This is a genomic window from Bradyrhizobium sp. CCBAU 53340 (assembly GCF_015291645.1).
GTDB lineage: Bacteria > Pseudomonadota > Alphaproteobacteria > Rhizobiales > Xanthobacteraceae > Bradyrhizobium.
Genome location: NZ_CP030055.1, coordinates 6,345,227 through 6,366,478, shown reverse-complemented (window position 1 = coordinate 6,366,478; position 21,252 = coordinate 6,345,227). Strand labels below are relative to the sequence as shown.

Below are 21,252 nucleotides of genomic sequence, written 5' to 3'. Positions count from 1 at the left end.
TCGTTCGTTTAGGTGCAATTTTACGAAATTGCGCAATCGGGCTGAGAAGTTTCGGCACTACGGTCGATCCATCGAATTGTTTCGTTGGAGGTGGTGATGAAACGGCATCTGATTGCGGCGTGGCTCGTCGTTGGGCTTTCAATGCCGTGCTACGCGGCAGAGCAGGCGACGGCCCCTTCATTCCTGAAGGAAGCGCAGAACGTTCTGGCTCCGCTCCAGTTCGTGAAGTTCTGCATGAACAATCCCGCCGAGTGCGAGTTGAGCTCGCCGGAGGCCCAGCTGCCGGCGCGGGATGCGGCCTTCGCGATGTTGACCGAGGTGAATGCGACGGTGAACGAGAGCATTCACCCGGTCGCCAAATCGACGAATCCGATGCAGGCGCGTTGGGCGATCTCGCCGACATCGGGAAACTGCAACGACTATGCCGTGACGAAGCGGCATATGCTCATTGCGAAGGGTTGGCCTGCCAGCGCGCTGCGTCTGGCGGTCGTCTATGCACCGGCCGGAGGCCATCTGGTGTTGGTCGCGCGACTGCAAGACGGCGACTACATCTTAGACAATCTTGCCTCGGACGTTCGCAAATGGTCCGGCGTGGACTACCAGTGGGTGTCGATGGAGTCGGGTGAAAATCCTCGCTTCTGGGTATCCATTGCCAAGCAGGATCGCCGCGATTTTGCGGAACTCGGAAGCGCGAAGGACGGCTCAAACTAGACAAGACGCAAATCTTTTTGCATCGCACAAAGACTTGCCGTATTTGTCCGGTAACGAGCGTCCTCGGACAGATATTACGGTGAGATCAATTGGCGTCTTGGAGCTGTCGATCCTGGCTCACTTTGGGTGAGCCCTCATGATGGCACGCTTTGTGCTAGCGTTCTTGTTCGCCGTGGTCGGTCTTTCGCCGGCCACGGCGGCTGGCTGTTTGCCGCTTCTGTTGCGAACTCCGTCCCTGGAGCTCCGCTTGTTCGCGGACGATCCGGAACATTTGTTGAAGTACGCGAAGAATGATCGATCAAAGATCGAGCAGAAGGTGACCGAGTATCTGGCGAGTGATCCGGATCTTCTGCCCGCGATCAAAAAGTTGGTGCAGCTCACGCCGACGACAAATCGCGCCGCGATTGGCAGTGGCATGGCCCGCGCCGCTCAGCATTGCGGCCCTGTCGATCCGAAAGCGGTGCAAAACATCATCGACTTCACGCGAAGCTTGCAGGATTCCTCGGTGAGCGCGGGCTATGCTTCGGTCGATTCCGAGACGACGCCCCAGATTCCCGTGCAGAGCCCGCCCGTGAATCGGTCCAATCCATTGTTCGACGGTGAGTGGGGTACCGACGTCGCCGACCCATTCGCTCCCGTTCCGCTTCCTCTCGAGATTCCGCGATAAAAGTGAAACATGTATCAGCCTCGCAATAACTTTGAGCCTGGCCAGCCTCTGACGCTCCAGTTCAATACGGCCGTGCTAACGTTCGAGCGCGCGGTGGATATCGTGCGTCGGCAGTGGCCGCTGATTGCCACCGTTGTCGGCTGCTGTCTCGCCCTGGTTGTGGCGTACTCGCTGACGGCCACCCCTTACTACACGGCCTCGGTCAGCATTCTGGTGGATACACGCCAGGCGCAGCTTCTGAGCAAGTCCACGGACGCCAATAGCACCCTGATCGATCCCGGATTCGTGGAAAGCCAGGTTGAAATTCTCCAGTCCGACGATCTCGTCCGGTCGATCGTCGATTCCATGAATCTGACGAGCGACCCGGAATATGTTGAAGGCGACATATTCTCTCACATCATCGGCGCCGTCATCAGCGCGCTCGGGCTTGCCGAGCCCGAGTCCACGGACTTCGTCAAGCGGATGGTCGTCGCCGCGTTGAAGAAGAATCTGAAGGTCGAGCGGGTCGGCGTGACCTATGTTCTGACCCTGTCGTTCAAGTCCACGGATCCGGACAAGGCGGCGCGTATCGCCAACGGTCTGTCCGACGCCTACATGGTCAGCGTTCTGGAAGCCAAGTACCAGTCGACGAAACGGGCGAGCGAGTGGTTGCAGCGGCGAAGCGCCGAGCTGCAGCAGCAGGCCATGGACGCCGACCGCGCGGTCCAGACCTTCAAGGCCGAGAACAATATCGTCGGAACCAGCAAGGGGCTCATGAGTGAGCAGCAATTGTCCGACGTCAACACTCAGCTGATTCAGGCCCGGGCCGCGACGGCCGAGGCCAAGGCGCGCCTCGACCGGATCAATGCGATCACCGATCAGGATCTCGCTCAGCCCACCGTCACCGATGCGCTGAACAATACGGTGATCACGCGTCTGCGGGCACAATATCTCGATCTCGCCGCCCAATATGCCGACTGGTCCAGCAAGTACGGCAAGGACCACCAGGCATCGGTCAACCTGGCTTCGCGGATGCAGGAGCTGCGGCGGGCCATCAAGGACGAAGTCAAGCGGATCGCCGATGCCTACAAGAGCGATTACGAGATCGCGCGAAGCAGAGAGACCTCTCTCGAAGGCGATCTGAACAAGCTCGTCAGCGAATCCAGCAGCGCGAGCCAGGCCCAGGTGAAGCTGCGCAATCTCGAAAGCGCCGCCGATACCTATCGGACCCTGTACAACAACTTCCTCCAGCAACTCCAGGAAGCCACGCAGAACCAGAGCTTCCCGATCAGTGAAGCGCGAATCATCAGCACGGCGCAAAAGCCGGACAAGAAGAGCTGGCCGAGGATCGGTCTGCTCCTGCTCGGCGGCCTGGTCGGTGGGTTGTGTTTCGGCGTAGGTGGGGCTGTCGCCAAGGAGCTGCTGACCGAGGTGCTGCGAACCCCCGTGGAAGTGGAAGGCGAGACCGCGCTCCAGTGCCTCGGAACGCTGCCCGAAATTCATTCGGACAGGCTGGATGGTTCCTCTTCGGATGCAGCCCTCGCCCGATATGCTCTGGAGCACCCGTTCTCGCGCTATGCAGAGACGCTGCGGAACGTGAAGACGGCGGTCGACCTCGCGCGCTTGTCGAGAGAGACCAATGTCATCGCGATTGTGTCGTCGCTTCCGAAGGAAGGTAAGACGACGGTCGCGGCCAACCTCGCTCATCTGGCGTCGCTCACGGGACACCGCACGCTGCTGATCGACGGCGACCTGCACACGCGAGCTCTGACGCGCAAGCTTGCGCCCGGCGCCAAGACCGGATTGGTCGAGGCTCTTTCGGAGCCAAACCAGTTCGAGCGGCACGTCCAGGTCGACCGCCACTCGAAGCTCAATTTCCTGCCCTCGGTCGTGCAGGCAAGGTTGGTCAATTCCGCCGATCTGCTCGCTTCTTCCGCGATGGCCGATTTCCTCAGGTCCGCCCGCAAGCAATATGACTATATCTTCGTGGATCTGGCGCCCGTGCTGCCGGTGACGGACGTCAAGGCGGCTGGGCATTTGATCGATGCCATCGTCTACGTCGTCGAATGGGGCAAGACGCGCCGGGCTGCGGTCCACGAGTCGCTCATGGACCTGGAAGTCTTCAAGAGCAAGATCGTCGGAATCGTCCTCAATAGAGCCAATCCGAAAACACTGAAGCGGATTGAGTCGTATAAGGGGCGCCACTATTCCGACTACTACATTGAGAAGAGCTGACGTACCGCCTGTCGGGCGACGGCCGGTGGTGATCTCGGTCGCCATTCTGAACGCCGTCCTCGTGGTGATGGCGCTGGCTTGGCTGACATCGATCGCAAGCTATACGTTCCGCCCGACCTTGCAGGATCTTGCGTCGCATCTGATGCGCGGCGAGCGCTACGAAGGCACGGCGCTCGACCAGATCGTGGCCCGTGTCAGCAACGATGCGGGCGGGCTCTGCGATCCGAAGCTGAGACGCAATGTGCTTTTGATTCAGCTGCGGCTGCTGAGCAATGCCTTCGAAGCCGGCGACGCGGCCGCCATGGATGTGAGGCTGCCGAACGTCACGGATGCGGCCAAGCAGCTGATCGCCTGCTCACCTTCGGAATCGATAGGCTGGTTGGCGCTCTATTGGGCGGAAACCCGCACGCTCGGCTTTGGTCCAAAGGCGATTTCCTATTTGACCCAGTCCTACGCTTTTGCGCCACACGAGATGTGGGTGCAGCTGTTCCGCGCGCCTCTTGCGTTGCGGGCGTATGGCTTCCTGCCTGAAAAGCTCAAGCAACAGACGCTCGATGATTTCGTCGATATTGTCGATGCCCGACAGCTCACCACGGCCGTTGTCATCTATCAGGCCGCCTCGTCGTCGACGCAGGCGGTGTTGCTGGGCAGGATGTGCAGCCAGCCGGAAGAGGTGCGGCTGGTGTTTCGCCGCTACGCTGGGGATCGCGGACTCACGATTTCGCATCCCTGCTTTCCTGTTCCCTCAGGCCAGCGCGCCTGACTTCTGGTGCGGCGCCGACGCGTCGTCTTCGTGACTCTGTCACGATTGCCGAAGGCGCGGCTCGCGCAGGTTTGAAGCCTTGCCTCTGCTGGTCCAGTCTGGCATTGCAGTGCAGAAGAACGCAACAGCGGAGAGTGTGGCCTTGGCCCCTGTGCTGGTGACCGGCGCTGCCGGCTTTATCGGAATGCACGTTTGTGAGCGGCTGTTGGCGCGTGGCGAACAGGTCGTCGGTATCGACGCGATCACGCCGTATTACGATCCGGCGCTCAAGCGCGCGCGCCTCGAAAAGCTCAAGCATCTTCCCGGCTTCAGCTTTCACGAGATCGACCTTGCGGATTTTGCCGCGGTGACTCGCGTCTTCGACGAAGCTGCGCCGGATCGCGTCGTGCACCTCGCGGCGCAACCCGGCGTCCGCGCCTCGATCGACGATCCCATCACCAGCATCCGCGCCAATTGTGACGGCTTCGTCACCGTGCTCGAGGCCGGCCGGCGCCACGGTCTGGCGCATCTGGTCTATGCCTCGTCGAGTTCCGTCTATGGTGCCAATCGCACCTTGCCGTATTCGACCGAGCAATCGGTGAACCATCCGGTCAGCCTTTATGCCGCCAGCAAGAAGGCCAACGAGCTGATGGCGCATACGTTTGCGCATGTTCACAAGCTGCCGGTGACCGGTCTTCGCTTCTTCACCGTCTACGGTCCCTGGGGCCGGCCCGACATGGCCGCCTATCTGTTCACGCGCGCGATCTTCGCGAACGAGCCGATCAAGATTTTCAACAATGGCGATATGTGGCGTGACTTCACCTATATCGACGACATCGTCGAAGGCGTGATCCGCACCCTCGATCGGCCCGCCGCGCCAAATCCTGCGTGGAACGCCGAACGGCCGGAAAACTCGTCGAGCTATGCGCCGTATCGTGTCTACAACATCGGCAACAACCGCTCGGTCAAGTTGCTCGAGTTCGTCGAGACGCTGGAGAAGCTCATCGGCAAGCCTGCGATCCGCCAATTCCTGCCGATGCAGGCCGGTGACGTCCTGGAAACACGCGCCGACATTTCCGCGCTCCAGCGCGACGTCGGTTTCGCACCGTCGACGCCCATCGCGGAAGGCCTCGCCCGCTTCGTCGAATGGTATCGAAAGTATCACCGCGTGTAGTCGCCCAATCGAACGGCTAGGCAGAAGCTGCTCGGCCCGAGGCCGGAGTAGTTCGCTCGTCATTCGCGGCGGCTAAGGTTTATTCGGTTCGCGAAGCAGTCTGCCCTAATGTTGGGCGTGCGACCGGATAGAGAATTGGTCTAGGGTGTTCGGTGGAACATCCGTCTTCAACGGAAAGAGTTTTTCATGCGCATCACGATGATCGGCACGGGTTACGTGGGACTGGTGTCCGGGGCCTGCTTTGCTGATTTCGGCCACGACGTGGTTTGTGTCGACAAGGACGAGAGGAAGATCGCGGCGCTTCATCGCGGTGAAATCCCGATCTATGAACCGGGCCTCGACGAACTGGTCGCGACCAACGTCAAGGCCAAGCGCCTGAGCTTCACCACTGATCTGTCGCAGCCGGTTGCGGATGCCGATGCCGTGTTCATCGCCGTCGGCACGCCCTCGCGCCGCGGCGACGGCCATGCCGATCTCTCCTATGTCTACGCCGCCGCGAAGGAGATCGCGCAATCGTTGTCGGGCTTCACCGTGGTGGTGACGAAGTCGACCGTGCCTGTCGGCACCGGCGACGAGGTCGAGCGCATCATCCGCGAGACCAATCCGAAGGCGGACGTCGTGGTCGCGTCCAATCCCGAGTTCCTGCGCGAGGGCGCGGCGATCCGCGACTTCAAATTCCCCGATCGCGTCGTGGTCGGCACCTCCGACGAGCGCGGCCGCAAGGTGATGGGCGACGTCTATCGGCCGCTGTCGCTGAACCAGGCGCCGCTGATGTTCACCGCGCGCCGCACCGCCGAGATGATCAAATACGCCGCCAACGCCTTCCTGGCGACCAAGATCACCTTCATCAACGAGATCGCCGATCTCTCCGAGAAGGTCGGCGCCAATGTGCAGGAGGTCGCGCGCGGCATTGGCCTGGACAATCGCATCGGCACCAAGTTCCTGCACGCCGGTCCCGGCTTCGGCGGCTCCTGTTTCCCCAAGGACACCAAAGCGCTGATCAAGATCGCGCAGGACTACGACGTCTCGTTGCGCATCGTCGAATCCGTGCTGGCGGTCAACGAGAACCGCAAGCGCGCGATGGCGCGCAAAGTGAGCCAGGCGCTCGGCGGCTCCTTGCGCGGCAAGACCATCGCGGTGCTCGGCCTCACCTTCAAGCCCGACACCGACGACATGCGCGATGCGCCGTCGATCCCGCTGGTCACAGGCCTCCTCGACATGGGCGCGAAGGTGAAGGCGTTCGATCCGGTCGGCATGGAGCAGGCCAAGAGCGAGCTGCCCAACATCACCTATTGCGAAGATGCCTATTCCTGCGCACAAGGCGCCGACGCAATAGTCATCGTCACCGAATGGGTGCAGTTCCGCGCGCTGGATCTCGACCGGTTGAAGGGGACCATGGCGCAGCCCGTCGTCGTCGATCTTCGCAACATCTATCGCCCCGAAGAGATGGCTGCAGCCGGCTTCATTTATGAGAGCGTGGGGCGGTCGTCTCAAGCCTAGAGCATGATCCGGAAAAGTGCGCAGCGGTTTTCCGAAGCATGCTCAACCAATAACCTAAAGCGCGATGACGATTCATCCTGATCGCATCACGCTTTAGCGCTACGCTGCGCTGCTGAGCTGCGACTTTTCGCTGGTTTCCAGGCGAGCGAAACGGTTTGTCATGCGGTATGGTCCATGCGCATGAAGCCACGGTCCTTCGGGCCGTCGGCCTTGTTGCCGCAATGGAGACGGTCATGACCGACGACACGCACACGATCCGCAGTGGCGGGCTTGCCGCGACCATCAAGGCGGAGGGCGCGGAGATGTGCTCGCTGACGGATGGCGGCGGCACCGAGTTCATCTGGCAGGCGGGGCCGGCCTGGCCGCGCCACGCGCCGCTGCTGTTTCCGATCGTCGGACGTCTCGCCAACGACGAGTTGAGGCACCGGGGCAAGACGTACCGGATGACGCAGCATGGCTTTGCGCGTGACAGCCGCTTTGCGTGGACCGAGCGCGGCGAAAACCGTTGCGCGCTGGTGCTCGAAGACGACGAGAGGACACGCGCGCTCTATCCGTTCGCGTTCCGCCTGACGGCCAGCTATGCGATCGATGACACCGGTCTCGATTTTGCGCTGACGATCGCCAACACCGGCAAGGAGACATTGCCGGCCTCGCTCGGTGGCCATCCCGCTTTCAACTGGCCGGCGCAGCCCGGCGCGCCCAAGGAAAGCTACGCGCTGACCTTTGCGAAGGCGGAGGCCGCTCCGGTTCGGCGTCTCGATGGCGGGCTGCTGCGTGCGGCAGCCGAGCCAAGCCCGGTCAAAGGCACAGTATTGCCTTTGTCCGAAGCCCTGTTCGTCGATGATGCCATCATCTTCGACCGGATCGAGAGCAACACGGTCCGCTACGCCGCGGTGGAAGGGGCGTCGACCGGGCCCTGGCTCAAGATGTCATGGCGCGGCTTTCGCGAGCTCGGCGTCTGGTCGAAACCGTCGGGCGCGCCGTTCGTCTGCATCGAGCCCTGGCGCGGCTATGCCAGCCCCGCCGGCTTTGACGGCGAATTCATCGACAAGCCGGGCCTGATGCACATTGCGCCCGGCGCTGAAGAGCAGTTGTCGTTCCGGATCGAGGTTGGATCGTCCTGACGGCGCTCAGACCTCGATCCGCGTAAGGTCCTCGCCAATGATGACGGGACCCGAATAGTCTTTGCGAACATCGGCAAGCAGTGCCTCCAGCATGGCATCGTCGGTGCGCGGCCGGTGATGGGTCAGCGCGAGCTTCTTCACGCCGGCCTTGGCCGCGATCTTGCCGACCGTGTCGCCGCAGGCGATCGTGAATTTCGCAAGCCGGCGCAAATGGTCGTTGTTGATCTCCGGCGTGGCCAGAAAGCAGACCTGCACAAGCAGGTCGGCTCCCTCGGCCAGCCGCTCGAGGCCGGGGCAGGGGACCGTGTCGCCGGAAATCGCGATGACCTTGCCGTCCGCCTCGAAACGGTAGCCGAGACACATCCAGCGCGCGAGAAACGCCGGCGACATGTCGAGCCCGTCGCCATGCGAGACGAGCTCGGCGCTGATCTTCCAGCGCCCGGTGTCGAGGACGGGACCGGGAATGATGTCCGTTGCGACGACCGGCTTCCAGCCGCCGAAGGTCGGCTCGCCCTGGTCGCGCCAGGCGATGTCCTTGTCGTAGACCTGCGTGACCAGCGTGTTGACGAGCCGTTCGGTGTCGGGTGGCCCGAAGATGCGCAGAGCGTCCTTGCGGCCGTGCATCCACGAATTCAGCATCACGTCGTAGAGGTCGCCGATATGGTCGAAATGGTGGTGCGTGAGGAAGACCGTGTTGATGGCACCGAGCGGCACGCCGGCCTTGCTCAGCTGCAGCATGACGCCGCGGCCGGCATCGAACAGGATGTTCTCCTCGCCGAGCCTGATCAGCGTGGTCGTCGCCATGCGACGCGGGTCCGGGCGCGGGCCGCCGGTACCGAGCAGAATGACTTCCATGGCGTCTACTCCAGTGTGAAGCCTTCGATTTGAGTCACACTAGGTTCGAAGTCAGCCGCCAGGCAAGCCGGATCGGGCCGCGGGAACAGCGCGCTCAGCGCAGGCCTGTCGCGTGTGCGGCCATGGTCGGCTGGATGGCCGGGCGGATCGATCCGGGCGACGTCAGGCGATGCGCCAGATCCTGGGCGCGCCGTTCGACCAGATGCCAGGTCGCGCGCGCGACGAGATAGCTCAGCGCGGCAGTAACCACATAGGCGAGCAGCAGCGAGGCCAGCCCGTCGGCTAACGGCCACACGTGATGCAGACCGTAGATCACCGCGAAATGCGACAGATACATCGAATAGGAATTGCGGCCGAGCGCCTCGATCGGCTGCAGGCGGAGTGCCAGGCGGATGCACCAGAACACGCATGCGCCGAGCACGAGATTGATCGCGAGATAGTTGAACTCGTGCGACCCGGTCGCGCGGTCGGCCACGAAGGACAGTGCGATGAAGGCGGCCAGGAACGCGGCATCGGACCTCGCAAAGCCGTCGCGCAGCGCGAAGAATAGCGCGCAGCCGACCAGGAAGATCGGCAGCTGGTTCAGGAAGCTGATGTGCAGGGCGTTCCAGACGAAGGCTTCGTGGCCGGGCCCGTAATAGGCAGAGAACAGCGCGAACGCCAACGGCTTGAACAGGCAGACATTGACGAGATGCAGCACGATCGCCAGGGCAAGATACAGGTGCCGGCGCGACCCGAATGCGATGATCACGAACGGGAAGACGAGATAGAACATCATCTCGGCCGCGATCGACCAGTCGCCCGGCACGACGCTGTTGATGCTGTCCGGCCAGAAGCCGTGCAAGAATGTCGCGGTCAGGATGATCTGATGCGGCCCGATGCCGTCAGGCGCATTGTAGCTCGGTCCCGTGCCGTTGATGAACAGGTAGACCGGGATCGCGAGCCAGAACAGCGGCGCGATCCGCAGGAAGCGGCGGATGTAGAATTTGCGCGTCGGGTTCGCCTCACTGCGCTGCGTCCACATCAGGCACATCGTCATGGCGCTGACGAAGTAGAACACGTTGACGCCGGTCCAGCCGCACAAGAAGGCGTAATCGACGGCGTGGATGTTTGACGGAAAGGATTGCGAAACGTGGATCGCCATCACGCCGAGGATGGCAAGACCGCGCAGGAAGTCGAGGCTGTGCGAACGACCGAACGGCGTTCCGCCTGTGTCGGTCCGGCCGGCAGCCAATCGGGTCTGCCCCTGCATCACGCCGCTCCTGGGTCTCGCGTTTCTCTCGCGCTTGCGATGCGAAAACCATAGAGGCGCAGCCGGCCAAACCGAAGCGAAAGCCTTTCTTTACGTTAACCAGCCTTTACGGCGGACGATTCTCCGGCGTCCGCCGCGACACCTCATTTCAGCGTCTGAAGATAGGCGATGACGTTGGCGCGGTCTGCGGCGTTCGGCAGCCCCTTAAAGAACATCTTGACGCCGTGGACGTCGCCGCGGGGGTCGGCGAGGTAGGTATCCAGCGCGGTCGAGGTCCAGGGCTGCTTGTTGGCCTTCATTGCATCGGAATAGGCGAAGTCAGGGATGGCGGCTGGCTTGCGGTCGAGGACATTCCAGAGGCTTGGGCCGACCTTGTTCACGCCGATCACCACCGCATGGCAATTCTCGCAGGTTCGTTCGAAGATGGCCTTGCCCGCGGCCGAATCTGCGGCGGAGGCCGGCGTCAGGGTCAAGGATGATGCGGCTAGGGCCAGCATGAGCACGATCGGACGTCCAGTCATCTTTGGCTACTCCCCAGCGAAATCCGCCGACTGCCCTGCAAGCCTGTTCCTGCAAGCACTGGCTTTTTGATCAAACGGGAGGCAGCGTGCCTCAGCGCACGCGGGGATTCTTTGTTCTGCATCAATGGCCATCCGGCACCAAAGTACGAGGCCGTCTTCTGCAATCGCGATGGATCGTCCTGTGCAGGATGGGCGTTGTCGGTGGGACTTTGACCGAAGTGTGACATCGCCCCGGTCCGGCAAGCGGCTTGGCGATGAGCCGGTCGATGGTATGGTGTTCTGAAGCGTTTTCCAGCGAGTTGGATACCGGTTCGCGCGAAGAAAACGCGTCAAAACAAGAATCTAGAGCTTCCGTTCCGATTCTGTCGGAACGGAAAAGCTCCAGGCTGTCGTTTGAAGGACGGAGAGTTGAAGTGGCAGAAGTCGATCCCGCGGCGGGTAAGCCGGTTGCACCGAGCGCGCTTGCCAATGTTCCAAGGCTGGTGACGGCCTATTTCGCCAACAAGCCGGACGTGTCGGATCCGGCGCAGCGGGTGGCGTTCGGGACATCAGGCCACCGCGGCACCTCGCTCAAGAATACCTTCAACGAGGGCCATATTCTCGCCACTACGCAGGCGATCTGCGACTACAGAAAAGAGAAGGGCCTGACCGGTCCGCTCTTCATCGGCATCGACACCCATGCGCTGGCCGAGCCGGCGCTTGCCAGCGCCGTGGAAGTGTTCGCGGCGAACGGCGTCGAGGTCATGATCGACAAGGACGGCGGCTACACGCCGACGCCCGTGATCTCGCATGCGATCCTGACCCACAACAAGGGCCGTACGTCAGGCCTTGCCGACGGCGTCGTCATCACGCCTTCGCACAATCCCCCCGAGGATGGCGGCTACAAATACAATCCGCCGCATGGCGGCCCGGCCGACACCGACGCCACCTCCGTGGTCGAAAAACGCGCCAATGCCTATCTCGCCGACGGCTTCAAGGGCGTGAAGCGCATCGACTACGCCAAGGCGCTGAAATCGTCGAACGTCCATGCCTACGACTTCATCACGCCTTACGTCGCCGATCTCGGCAATGTCGTCGATCTCGAGCTGATCAAATCCGCCGGCATCAACATCGGCATCGATCCGCTCGGCGGTGCCGCCGTGCATTACTGGCATCCGATCATCGCGCGCTACGGCCTCAAGGCCACCGTGGTGAACGAGGCGATCGACCCGACCTTCCGCTTCATGACCGTGGACTGGGACGGCAAGGTCCGCATGGATTGCTCGTCTCCTTACGCGATGGCGAGCCTGATCGCGATGCGCGACCGCTTCGACGTCGCCTTCGCCAACGACACCGACGCCGATCGCCACGGCATCGTGACGCGCACCGGCGGCTTGATGAATCCCAACCATTATCTGGCGACCGCGATCTCCTATCTGTTCGCGCACCGCCCGAACTGGCGCAAGGACGCCGCAATCGGCAAGACCGTGGTGTCGAGCTCGATCATCGACCGCGTTGCCAAGAAGCTCGGCCGCAAGGTGGTCGAGACGCCGGTCGGCTTCAAATGGTTCGTCGACGGTCTTCTCACGGGCAGCTTCGGCTTCGGCGGCGAGGAGAGTGCGGGCGCCTCGTTCCTGCGCCGCGACGGCTCTGTGTGGACCACCGACAAGGACGGCATCATCCTCGGCCTGCTCGCAGCCGAGATCATGGCCAAGACCGGCCGCGATCCGAGCCAGCTGTTCAATGATCTCACCGCCGAGTTCGGCATGCCACACTACGCCCGCATCGACGTTGCCGCGACCGGGCCGCAGAAGAACATCCTGAAATCCGTCACGCCCGAACAACTCGGCCTCAAGGACCTCGCCGGTGATCCCGTCCGCTCAACGCTGAGCAAGGCGCCCGGCAACGGCCAGCCGTTCGGCGGGATCAAGGTCGAGACTGATTTCGGCTGGTTCGCGGCACGCCCCTCCGGCACCGAGGATGTCTACAAGATCTACGCGGAAAGCTTCCGCAGCACCGATCACCTGAAGCGGATTCAGGAAGAAGCCCAGGCCGGTTTGGCGAAGGTGTTCGGGGCGTAACTGCCGACGCGCAGAACCGCACCATCTCTATACTCGCGAGAGGCTGTCATGCCCGGGCTTGTCCCGGGCATCCACGTTCTTGGTGCCAGGCGGCGATGCGTGGATGGCCGGGACAAGCCCGGCCATGACATTGCCTCCCCAGTTTTTTGTCGGAATGTATACATATTATAGGTTGTAGGTGTTATAGTACGTAAAAACCAGTCTTGAAAGATTCTCACCTTCCTATATTGTATACAGAACGCATACAGAAGCTCAGGAGGATCGCCGGTGACAAAACCCTTTCCCATGAATGCCTGGTACGCCGCCGCCTGGGATGCCGAGGTGAAGCCGGCGCTGTTGCCGCGGACGATCTGCGGCAAGCACGTCGTGATGTATCGCAAAGCCGACGGCTCGGTGGCCGCACTGGAGGATGCTTGCTGGCATCGCCTGGTGCCGCTGTCCAAGGGCCGGCTGGAAGGCGACACCGTCGTCTGCGGCTATCACGGCCTGAAATACAATGCGCAGGGACGCTGCACCTTCATGCCCTCGCAGGAGACCATCAATCCGTCGGCCTGCGTGCGCGCCTATCCCGTGGTCGAGCGCCATCGCTACATCTGGCTCTGGATGGGCGATCCTGCACTCGCGGATCCCGCGCTCGTGCCCGACATGCACTGGAACCACGATCCGGCCTGGGCCGGCGACGGCAAGACCATTCGTGTGAACTGCGACTATCGCCTCGTGCTCGACAATCTCATGGACCTCACCCACGAGACCTTCGTGCACGGCTCCTCCATCGGCAATGACGCGGTGGCCGAAGCGCCGTTCGACGTCACCCATGGCGAGAAGACGGTGACCGTGACGCGCTGGATGCGCGGCATCGAGGCGCCGCCATTCTGGGCCAAGCAGCTCGGCAAGCCCGGCCTCGTCGACCGCTGGCAGATCATCCGCTTCGAGGCGCCGTGCACCATCGCCATCGACGTCGGCGTGGCGCCGACAGGCACCGGGGCGCCCGAGGGCGACCGCTCGCAGGGCGTCAACGGCTTCGTGCTCAACACCATCACGCCGGAGACCGAGAAGACCTGCCATTATTTCTGGGCCTTCGTCCGCAACTACCAGATCGGCGAGCAGCGCATCACGACCGAGATCCGCGAGGGCGTCTCCGGCATCTTCCGCGAGGACGAATTGATCCTCGAAGCGCAGCAGCGCGCGATGGACGAGAACCCCGATCGCATCTTCTACAACCTCAACATCGACGCCGGCGCGATGTGGACGCGCAAGCTGATTGACAGGATGGTGGCGAAGGAAAATGGGCCGACGCATCTCCAGGCTGCGGAGTAGAGCATGGCCGATCGTGAGGTCGACCGCTCCGTCTCGCAGACGGTGAAGGCGCAGCTGGCGCTGCGCGACCAGATCCTGGATGGCAGTCTGCGGCCGGGCGAGCGCATCTCCGAGCTCCAGGCTGTGGAAACCACCGGCGCCTCGCGCACCCCGGTGCGCATGGCGCTGGTGCGGCTGGAGGAGGAGGGGCTCTTGGAAGCGATTCCCTCCGGCGGCTTCATGGTCAAGGCATTCTCGGAGCGCGACATCTCCGATTCCATCGAGCTGCGCGGCACGCTGGAAGGCCTCGCCGCGCGCTTTGCCGCCGAGCGCGGCGTCTCCGCGCGCGAGCTCGAGCCGCTGAAGGAGTGTCTCGCCGCAATCGACGAATTGCTGCGGCAGGTGCCGATCTCGATCGAAGCCTTCTCGACCTATGTCACGCTGAACGCGCGCTTCCACGCACTTCTGACTGAACTGTCGCGCAGCCCGCCGCTGATCCGGCAGATCGACCGCGCCTCGGCGCTGCCGTTCGCCTCCCCAAGCGGTTTCGTGATGGCGCAATCGGCGCTGCCTGAGGCGCAGCAGATTCTGATCATCGGGCAGGAGCATCATCGCGTGGTGATCGACGCCATCGAGAACCGCGAGGGCGCGCGCGCTGAAGCTGTCATGCGCGAGCATGCCCGGCTTGCGGTGCGAAACCTGCGGCTGGCACTGCGCAACCGAACCCATCTCGACCTCTTGCCGGCGCTTGCGCTGATCAAGACCGCAACCGATTGAGGGCAACGCCATGCGCTTCATCGAAACCTGGATTCCCGCAACGCTGGTGTCGACCCGCGATCTTTCGCCCGGCATCCGCGAATTCCTGATCCGGCCCGACCAGTTCGATGGTGCCGCCTATCCGGTTGGCAGCCACATCAATGTCAGCGTCACCATCGACGGCCTGCCGGAGACGCGGTCCTATTCGCTGGTCGGCGAAGCCTCGCCGCACGGCTTCAGGATCGCCGTGCGTCGCGCCGACGATTCCCGCGGTGGCTCGCGCTACATGTGGCAGCTTGCGCCGGACGCGCGCCTCGACATTACCCGGCCGGCTTCGCTCGTCGCGGTGGACTGGGAGCGTGAAAACTATTGCCTGATCGCCGGCGGCATCGGCATCACTCCGATCCTCGGCGCCGCGCAGGCTCTCGCGCGCCGTGGTGCGGATGTGATGCTGCATTACGCCGTGCGTAGCCGCGCTGATGCCGCCTATCTCGACGATCTCGCTGATATGCTCGGCGACCGGCTGGTCGTCCATGCCAGCGATGAAGGCAAGCGTCTCGATCTCGATGCCCTGTTCGCATCGCTGCCGAAAGGCGCGCTGACGCTGTTCTGCGGCCCGATGCGCATGCTCGATGCCGCCCGCCACGCCTGGATCGGCGCCGGTCATCCGCTCGCCGATCTCCGCTACGAGACCTTCGGCTCCAGCGGCACGCTGCCGACCGAAACCTTTCGCGTGCGCCTGAAGGACTCCGACGTCGAGCTCGAGATCCCGCGCGAGCGCTCCATGCTCGACGTGCTCAACGCCGCTGGCTTTGAGGTGATATCCGACTGCAAGCGCGGCGAATGCGGCCTCTGCGCCATCGACGTCGTCGCCGTCGACGGCGAGATCGACCATCGCGACGTCTTCTTCAGCGACCACCAGAAGCAGAGCAATGCAAAGATCTGTGCCTGCGTCTCCCGCGCGCGGGGCACGATCACGGTGGACACGCTGCTGCGGGCGGATGCGGTTTGAGGGAGCGGAGGCGTACGCTATTCATCGCCCCACCGCCATCGCGGTGGCTCGCCCTTCCACCAGCAAACTCCGGCGAAGAGAGCGGTCAGCACGGCAACATAGGCAATAAACTCCGCCAATGAGTGCTTGAGGATCATGGCCGCGCCGATGGCGATCAGAAGTATGAAGGCGACCAGGATCGCCCAGCCCTGCCAGGTGATTGGCAAGCCCCAACCCCAACCGTAGCGCTTTGCAGGAAACCAGTATTGGGCCTGACGTTGCATATGATGCCTCCATCATGCGCGGCCCCGAGGAGTTTAGCAGACTCCGTGAAGGCCCGTAACGGGTCACTTGCTACGCCGCGAAAACCGCCCGCAGCTTTTTCGATTTGAGCAGCGCCTCCACGCCATCTGCCGACACCGGCCGGCCGATCAGATAACCCTGCACCTCATCGCAATTGATCTGCCTGAGATAGTCGAGCTGGTCGGCGGTCTCGACGCCTTCGGCGACGACGTCGATGTTGAGGTCCCGTGCCAGCGAAATGATCGACTTCACGATCGCCGCGCAGTCCGGCTGCACCAGCATGTCGCGGATGAACGACTGGTCGATCTTGATGCGGCTGAAAGGCAGCTTGCGCAGGTAAGTGAGCGACGAGAAGCCGGTGCCGAAATCGTCCAGCGCCACCGTCGTGCCGAGCTCCAGCAGCGCGTTCAGGATCGATACGGCCGAACCGTATTTCGACAGCAGCATCGATTCGGTGATCTCGATCTCGAGCCTGCGCGGAGCGACCTTGGCATCGGCCAGCGCCTGCACGATGGTCTGGAGAATGCTCGCGTTGTGAAACTGCGCCGCCGAGAAATTCACGGCGACGCGGATGTCGTCCGGCCAGTCGGCCAGCGTCGCGCAGGCGCGCCGGATCACCCATTCGCCGATCTCGTGGATCAGCCCGGTTTCCTCCGCGATGGAGATGAACTCGCTCGGCGGCACCAGGCCGCGCGAGGGATGCTGCCAGCGCAGCAGTGCTTCGAAGCCGGTGATGCGGTTTGCGCCGAGATCAAGGAACGGCTGGAATACCAGGAACAGCTCGTTGCGCGCGACGGCGCCTGCGAGGTCCGCCTGCAGCGCCTTGCGGTCGCGCGAGGCCTTGTCGTCGGTCTCCTCGAAGAAGCAGATCGTGCCCGGTCCGGCCTTCTTGGCCCGATACAGCGCGGCATCCGCATTCTTCATGATGTCGAGTTGCGTGTTGCCGTCGCGCGGTGCCAGCACGATGCCGACGCTGGTCGCACCGGAGATCTCGCAGCCCTCGATCAGGAGCGGCTCGTTGAAGGCAGCGACGAAACGCTCGGCGATCTCGAGCGCATCTTCGGGCCGCGTCAGATTGGCCATGACCAGCGCGAACTCGTCGCCACCGATGCGCGCGACGTGCTCGGCCGCGCGGGTGCAGCGCTGCAGGCGGCTTGCGACCTGGACCAGAAATTCGTCGCCGGCGGGATGGCCGAAGCGGTCGTTGACCTCCTTGAAGCGATCGAGGTCGAGCAGCAGCACGGCGAATTCCTCGCCCGATAGCGCAAGGCGTTTCAAGGCGGCATCGAGCGTCTCGTTGAAGGCGACGCGGTTGGGCAATTGCGTCAGCGCGTCCCGCCGCACCGTGCGCTCGGCCTCGATCTGGCGCATCACCCGCCGCGCGAAAGCGAACGAATTGACGAACACGCCGCGCAGCAGCACGCTGCCATAGACCACGACGAGAAAGGCGATCAGCAGGAAGGCGACATCGTCGTTTCGGCTGAGACAGATGGCGATGCCAACGAAGATCGGAGCCGTGAACGCGATGGCCGCGATCGGGATGGTGGCAAAGGCCAGCGCGCCGCCGGCCAGCATGCCCGAGCACAGGCAGGTGATGACGAGCTGGCCGCCGGTGGACGCCTCTGCGAAGAAGGCGACGGGGACGATGCCCCAGGCGACGCCGAGAACGAAGGCGTTGCGCACCAGCCGATGGATGGCGCGGCGGGAGACGAATTGCGGTTTCGTGATCCGGCGCGAAGCATGGGATTGCAGGCCGAACGCGATCGCGGCGCCGGCCACGATGACCGCCCAGATCAATGCGAAGGTTCGGTTCGGCGATTGCCACAGCGCAATCGCGAGCACGGTGGCATTGCAGGCATTGGCCAGCATGATGCCGACCGAATAGCCGAGCAGCAGCGACATCTGTTCGGCCCGGATATGGCCAGCGACGGTTTCGTCGGTTGCGGGACCGCCAAAGGCTGACAGATCGCCGGCGAACAGCCGCGCGACATAGTTGGTCAGTTGAGTCCGCATTCCAGGGCCTGCAGCAGCATGGGCCGTTTGTCCGGCTCGCTCGGGAAAATTCGCCGCAAACCTTTGACGAACTATGAATTATCGCCGCTTGCGGCGGGTCCTGTGACCACTTCTGCGTGTTCAATTGCTGGTATCGATAACAAATCGATATAAATGCGGAGTCTCAGGTTGAGGCTGCGACGTAATGGCGCCGCGAAACGCCGCTGTCATGCCCCGGCTTGACCGGGGCATCCAGTACGCCGCGGCGTCTCGGTTCGATCACGAACGTCTCGGCGTACTGGATCGCCCGGTCAAGCCGGGCGATGACACCTGTGTTCGGGGAGAGGTCATCACCGCCCAAGCTGCTTCGGGTCGTAGAAGAACCGCTCCTCGACCAGCTTGTCGCCGCGCCAGGTTTGCCAGGCGATTTCCTCCAGCGTGCGCGTAACGCCTTCGGCGTTGGTGAAGCTGAAGATCCAGCGGCTCGCGACATTGTCGCCTTCGATCAGGCTTGGCCCGACGCGCACGGCCTTGACCTCTTTGGAAGCCGCCAGCACGCCCCGCTCCTTGGCGACGAGCTTGTCGCGGCCGACCGTTGGCGCGGCGTTGTTCTCATAGGTCGCGGCATCGGGCGTGTAGTACTGCTCGATCGCTTCGACGAACTCCCCGTTCTCCAGCCGCCTTGCAAAGGCTTCAACGACGTCACGGCTCGGCATGGCGGCACCTCTCGATAAAACCGACTGTTGGTCGGTAAATACCGACCGCCAGTCGAAAAGTCAACTGGCCGCCCGAAGCGAATTCGATTAGACCAAATCCATGGCGAAACAGGCGGAGCGGCGGGCGGCGACATCGGAGGCGATCCTGACGGCGGCGCGGCGGCTGTTCGGGACGCAAGGCTTTGCTGCCACCACCATGGACGAGATCGCGGAGGCCGCCTGCGTTGCCAAGGGCGCGGTCTATCATCACTTCAAGACCAAGGAGGCGGTGTTCGAAGCCGTGTTCGACCAGGTCTCCCGCGATCTCGTCGCCGAGATCGACAGCGCGGCGCGCACCGAGAAGGATGTGCTGGCCGCGATGGTCGCCGGCACGCAGCATTACTTCGCCGCGACCGCCCGGGGGCCGACCGGCCAGATCATTTTGCGCGACGGGCCGGCCGTGCTCGGCTGGGAGCGCTGGCGCGAGATCGACGCCAAACACTTTGGCGGCAAGATGCCGCGCGCCGTTGCCGCCGCCATGGACGCCGGCCTGATCGCCAGGCAGCCGGTCGAGCCGCTGGCGCGGCTGCTGCTCGGTGCGGTGACGGAGGCCGCGGTCGCCTGCGCCGGACGCGCCGATATCGCAAGGGCGGGCGCGGAATATGCCCGTGCGTTCAAGTCGCTGGTCGAGGCGCTGCGTCTGCGGGAATGATTGTGCTAGTGACGAAAACGGAAACGCCCACGCCAACAAGAAGAAACAGCGCATGAACGCAACTCCCTCTCTCGCCCCGTCTGATCCCGAGTTCGACTACATCATCGTCGGCGCCGGCTCCGCCGGCTGCGTGCTCGCCAACAGGCTGTCGGCGGGCGGCAAGCACAGCGTGCTGCTGCTCGAGGCGGGACCGAAGGATTCCAACATCTGGATCCACGTGCCGCTCGGCTACGGCAAGCTGTTCAAGGAGAAGTCCGTCAACTGGATGTACCAGACCGAGCCCGAGCCCGAGCTCAAGGGCCGGCAAGTGTTCCAGCCGCGCGGCAAGACGCTGGGCGGATCGAGCTCGATCAACGGCCTGCTCTACGTGCGCGGCCAGCATGAGGACTACGACCGCTGGCGCCAGCTCGGCAACACCGGCTGGGGCTATGACGACGTGTTGCCCTATTTCAAGAAGGCCGAGAACCAGTCGCGTGGGGCCGATCCCTATCACGGCGCGGGTGGCCCGTTGCCGGTGTCCAACATGGTCGTGACCGATCCGCTGTCGAAGGCCTTCATCGATGCCGCGGTCGAGACCGGTCTGCCCTATAACCCCGACTTCAACGGCGCCACGCAGGAAGGTGTCGGCCTGTTCCAGACCACGACGCGCAACGGCCGCCGCGCCTCGACGGCGGTGGCCTATCTCGGCCCGGCGAAGGCGCGGGGCAATCTCAAGGTCGAGACCGAAGCACTCGGCCAGCGCGTGCTGTTCGAGGGCCGCCGCGCCGTCGGCGTCGCGTACCGGCAAGGTGCGCAAGTGCGCCGCGCGCGGGCGCGGAAAGAGGTCGTGCTGTCGAGTGGCGCCTACAACTCGCCGCAGCTGCTGCAGCTCTCCGGCGTAGGCCCAGCCGATCTCCTGCGCCAGCACGGCATCGAGGTGGTGCTCGACGCAGCCGGCGTCGGCCACGACCTGCAGGACCACATGCAGGTCCGCATCGTGATGCGTTGCTCGCAGAAGATCACGCTCAACGACACCGTCAACCATCCGCTCCGCCGCACGCTGGCCGGCGCGCGCTATGCGCTGTTCCGGAAAGGCTGGCTGACGATCGCGGCCGGCACGGCCGGAGCGTTCTTCAAGACCAGTCCGCGGCTGGCTTCGCCCGACATCCAGGTGCATTTCCTGCCGTTCTCGACCGACAAGATGGGCGAGCGGCTGCATGATTTCTCCGGCTTCACCGCCTCGGTGTGCCAGCTCCGGCCCGAGAGCCGCGGCTCCTTGCGCATCCGGAGCGCGGACCCGTCAGTGCCCCCGGAGATCCGCATCAACTACATGTCGACCGAGACCGACCGCACCACCAACGTCGAAGGCATCAAGATCCTGCGCAAGATCCTGAATGCGCCGGCGCTGAAGCCGTTCGTGGTCAGCGAATACGATCCCGGCGCGAAGGTATCCACGGACGCCGAGATATTGGATTATTGCCGCGACCGTGGCAGCACCATCTACCATCCGACCTCGACCTGTCGTATGGGCAATGACGCGCTCGCGGTGGTCGACCAGCGGCTGAAGGTGAGGGGGCTCGAGGGCCTTCGCGTCGTCGACGGCTCGATCATGCCGGACCTCGTCTCGGGGAACACCAACGCGCCGATCATCATGATCGCGGAGAAGGCCTCCGATATGATATTGCAGGACGCGAAATAGGAGCACTTG

19 protein-coding genes are annotated in these 21,252 nt (G+C 63.3%); 13 read left to right on the top strand and 6 right to left on the bottom strand.

Annotated features, from left to right (window positions below):
• The first annotated feature begins 90 nt into the window (after positions 1–90).
• From XH89_RS30110 to XH89_RS30080, 7 genes are all read left to right on the top strand, one after another.
• The gene (locus XH89_RS30110) at positions 91–711 is read left to right on the top strand and encodes a transglutaminase-like cysteine peptidase (protein ID WP_246767918.1); all 621 of its coding nucleotides are present in this window, start codon (positions 91–93) and stop codon (positions 709–711) included.
• Positions 712–958: 247 nt separating this feature from the next.
• Entirely contained in the window at positions 959–1,378 is a 420-nt protein-coding gene (locus tag XH89_RS30105; protein ID WP_194463973.1) for a hypothetical protein, read from the top strand.
• Between the two features lie 9 nt (positions 1,379–1,387).
• Positions 1,388–3,592 (top strand): AAA family ATPase, encoded by a 2,205-nt coding sequence (locus XH89_RS30100; protein WP_194463972.1) that lies wholly within the window; start codon positions 1,388–1,390, stop codon positions 3,590–3,592.
• 142 nt (positions 3,593–3,734) lie between these two features.
• On the top strand, positions 3,735–4,355 hold the full coding sequence (locus tag XH89_RS30095; RefSeq protein ID WP_194463971.1) for a hypothetical protein: 621 nt from the start codon (positions 3,735–3,737) through the stop codon (positions 4,353–4,355).
• 142 nt (positions 4,356–4,497) lie between these two features.
• Complete coding sequence (locus XH89_RS30090; RefSeq protein WP_194463970.1) at positions 4,498–5,508, top strand: NAD-dependent epimerase; 1,011 nt, start codon at positions 4,498–4,500, stop codon at positions 5,506–5,508.
• A gap of 186 nt (positions 5,509–5,694) precedes the next feature.
• A complete protein-coding gene (locus XH89_RS30085) occupies positions 5,695–7,008 on the top strand; it encodes a UDP-glucose/GDP-mannose dehydrogenase family protein (protein ID WP_194463969.1) in 1,314 nt (437 codons plus the stop codon).
• 233 nt (positions 7,009–7,241) lie between these two features.
• Positions 7,242–8,132, top strand: coding sequence for an aldose 1-epimerase family protein (locus tag XH89_RS30080; RefSeq protein ID WP_194463968.1), 891 nt, complete (start codon positions 7,242–7,244; stop codon positions 8,130–8,132).
• 6 nt (positions 8,133–8,138) lie between these two features.
• On the opposite strand, the gene XH89_RS30075 is transcribed toward XH89_RS30080, so the two are convergent.
• From XH89_RS30075 to XH89_RS30065, 3 genes are all read right to left on the bottom strand, one after another.
• Positions 8,139–8,987, bottom strand: a complete 849-nt coding sequence (locus tag XH89_RS30075) for an MBL fold metallo-hydrolase (protein ID WP_194463967.1) — start codon at positions 8,985–8,987, stop codon at positions 8,139–8,141.
• Positions 8,988–9,081: 94 nt separating this feature from the next.
• On the bottom strand, positions 9,082–10,239 hold the full coding sequence (locus XH89_RS30070; RefSeq protein WP_194463966.1) for an acyltransferase: 1,158 nt from the start codon (positions 10,237–10,239) through the stop codon (positions 9,082–9,084).
• Between the two features lie 143 nt (positions 10,240–10,382).
• A complete protein-coding gene (locus tag XH89_RS30065) occupies positions 10,383–10,760 on the bottom strand; it encodes a cytochrome c family protein (protein WP_194463965.1) in 378 nt (125 codons plus the stop codon).
• Between the two features lie 413 nt (positions 10,761–11,173).
• Here XH89_RS30065 and pgm point away from each other — a divergent pair, with 413 nt between their 5' ends.
• From pgm to XH89_RS30045, 4 genes are all read left to right on the top strand, one after another.
• Positions 11,174–12,820: a phosphoglucomutase (alpha-D-glucose-1,6-bisphosphate-dependent) gene (gene pgm / locus XH89_RS30060; RefSeq protein ID WP_194463964.1), complete on the top strand. Its 1,647-nt coding sequence runs from the start codon at positions 11,174–11,176 to the stop codon at positions 12,818–12,820.
• 285 nt (positions 12,821–13,105) lie between these two features.
• Positions 13,106–14,137: a Rieske 2Fe-2S domain-containing protein gene (locus tag XH89_RS30055; protein ID WP_371825240.1), complete on the top strand. Its 1,032-nt coding sequence runs from the start codon at positions 13,106–13,108 to the stop codon at positions 14,135–14,137.
• Between the two features lie 3 nt (positions 14,138–14,140).
• The gene (locus tag XH89_RS30050; protein ID WP_194463962.1) at positions 14,141–14,893 is read left to right on the top strand and encodes a GntR family transcriptional regulator; all 753 of its coding nucleotides are present in this window, start codon (positions 14,141–14,143) and stop codon (positions 14,891–14,893) included.
• 10 nt (positions 14,894–14,903) lie between these two features.
• Positions 14,904–15,884: a PDR/VanB family oxidoreductase gene (locus XH89_RS30045; RefSeq protein WP_194463961.1), complete on the top strand. Its 981-nt coding sequence runs from the start codon at positions 14,904–14,906 to the stop codon at positions 15,882–15,884.
• A gap of 17 nt (positions 15,885–15,901) precedes the next feature.
• Here the strand turns inward: XH89_RS30045 and XH89_RS30040 are convergent, their stop codons facing one another.
• The 3 genes from XH89_RS30040 to XH89_RS30030 form a co-directional block, all read right to left on the bottom strand.
• Entirely contained in the window at positions 15,902–16,147 is a 246-nt protein-coding gene (locus tag XH89_RS30040; protein WP_194463960.1) for a hypothetical protein, read from the bottom strand.
• Between the two features lie 70 nt (positions 16,148–16,217).
• Complete coding sequence (locus XH89_RS30035; RefSeq protein WP_194463959.1) at positions 16,218–18,179, bottom strand: bifunctional diguanylate cyclase/phosphodiesterase; 1,962 nt, start codon at positions 18,177–18,179, stop codon at positions 16,218–16,220.
• Between the two features lie 329 nt (positions 18,180–18,508).
• The gene (locus tag XH89_RS30030; protein ID WP_194463958.1) at positions 18,509–18,874 is read right to left on the bottom strand and encodes a nuclear transport factor 2 family protein; all 366 of its coding nucleotides are present in this window, start codon (positions 18,872–18,874) and stop codon (positions 18,509–18,511) included.
• A gap of 100 nt (positions 18,875–18,974) precedes the next feature.
• Between XH89_RS30030 and XH89_RS30025 the strand changes: the two genes are divergently transcribed.
• Positions 18,975–19,565 carry a TetR/AcrR family transcriptional regulator gene (locus XH89_RS30025; protein ID WP_194463957.1) on the top strand — a complete coding sequence of 197 codons (591 nt, stop codon included), beginning with the start codon at positions 18,975–18,977 and terminating at the stop codon, positions 19,563–19,565.
• Positions 19,566–19,617: 52 nt separating this feature from the next.
• A complete protein-coding gene (locus XH89_RS30020; protein WP_194463956.1) occupies positions 19,618–21,243 on the top strand; it encodes a GMC family oxidoreductase in 1,626 nt (541 codons plus the stop codon).
• The last annotated feature ends 9 nt before the right edge of the window (positions 21,244–21,252 follow it).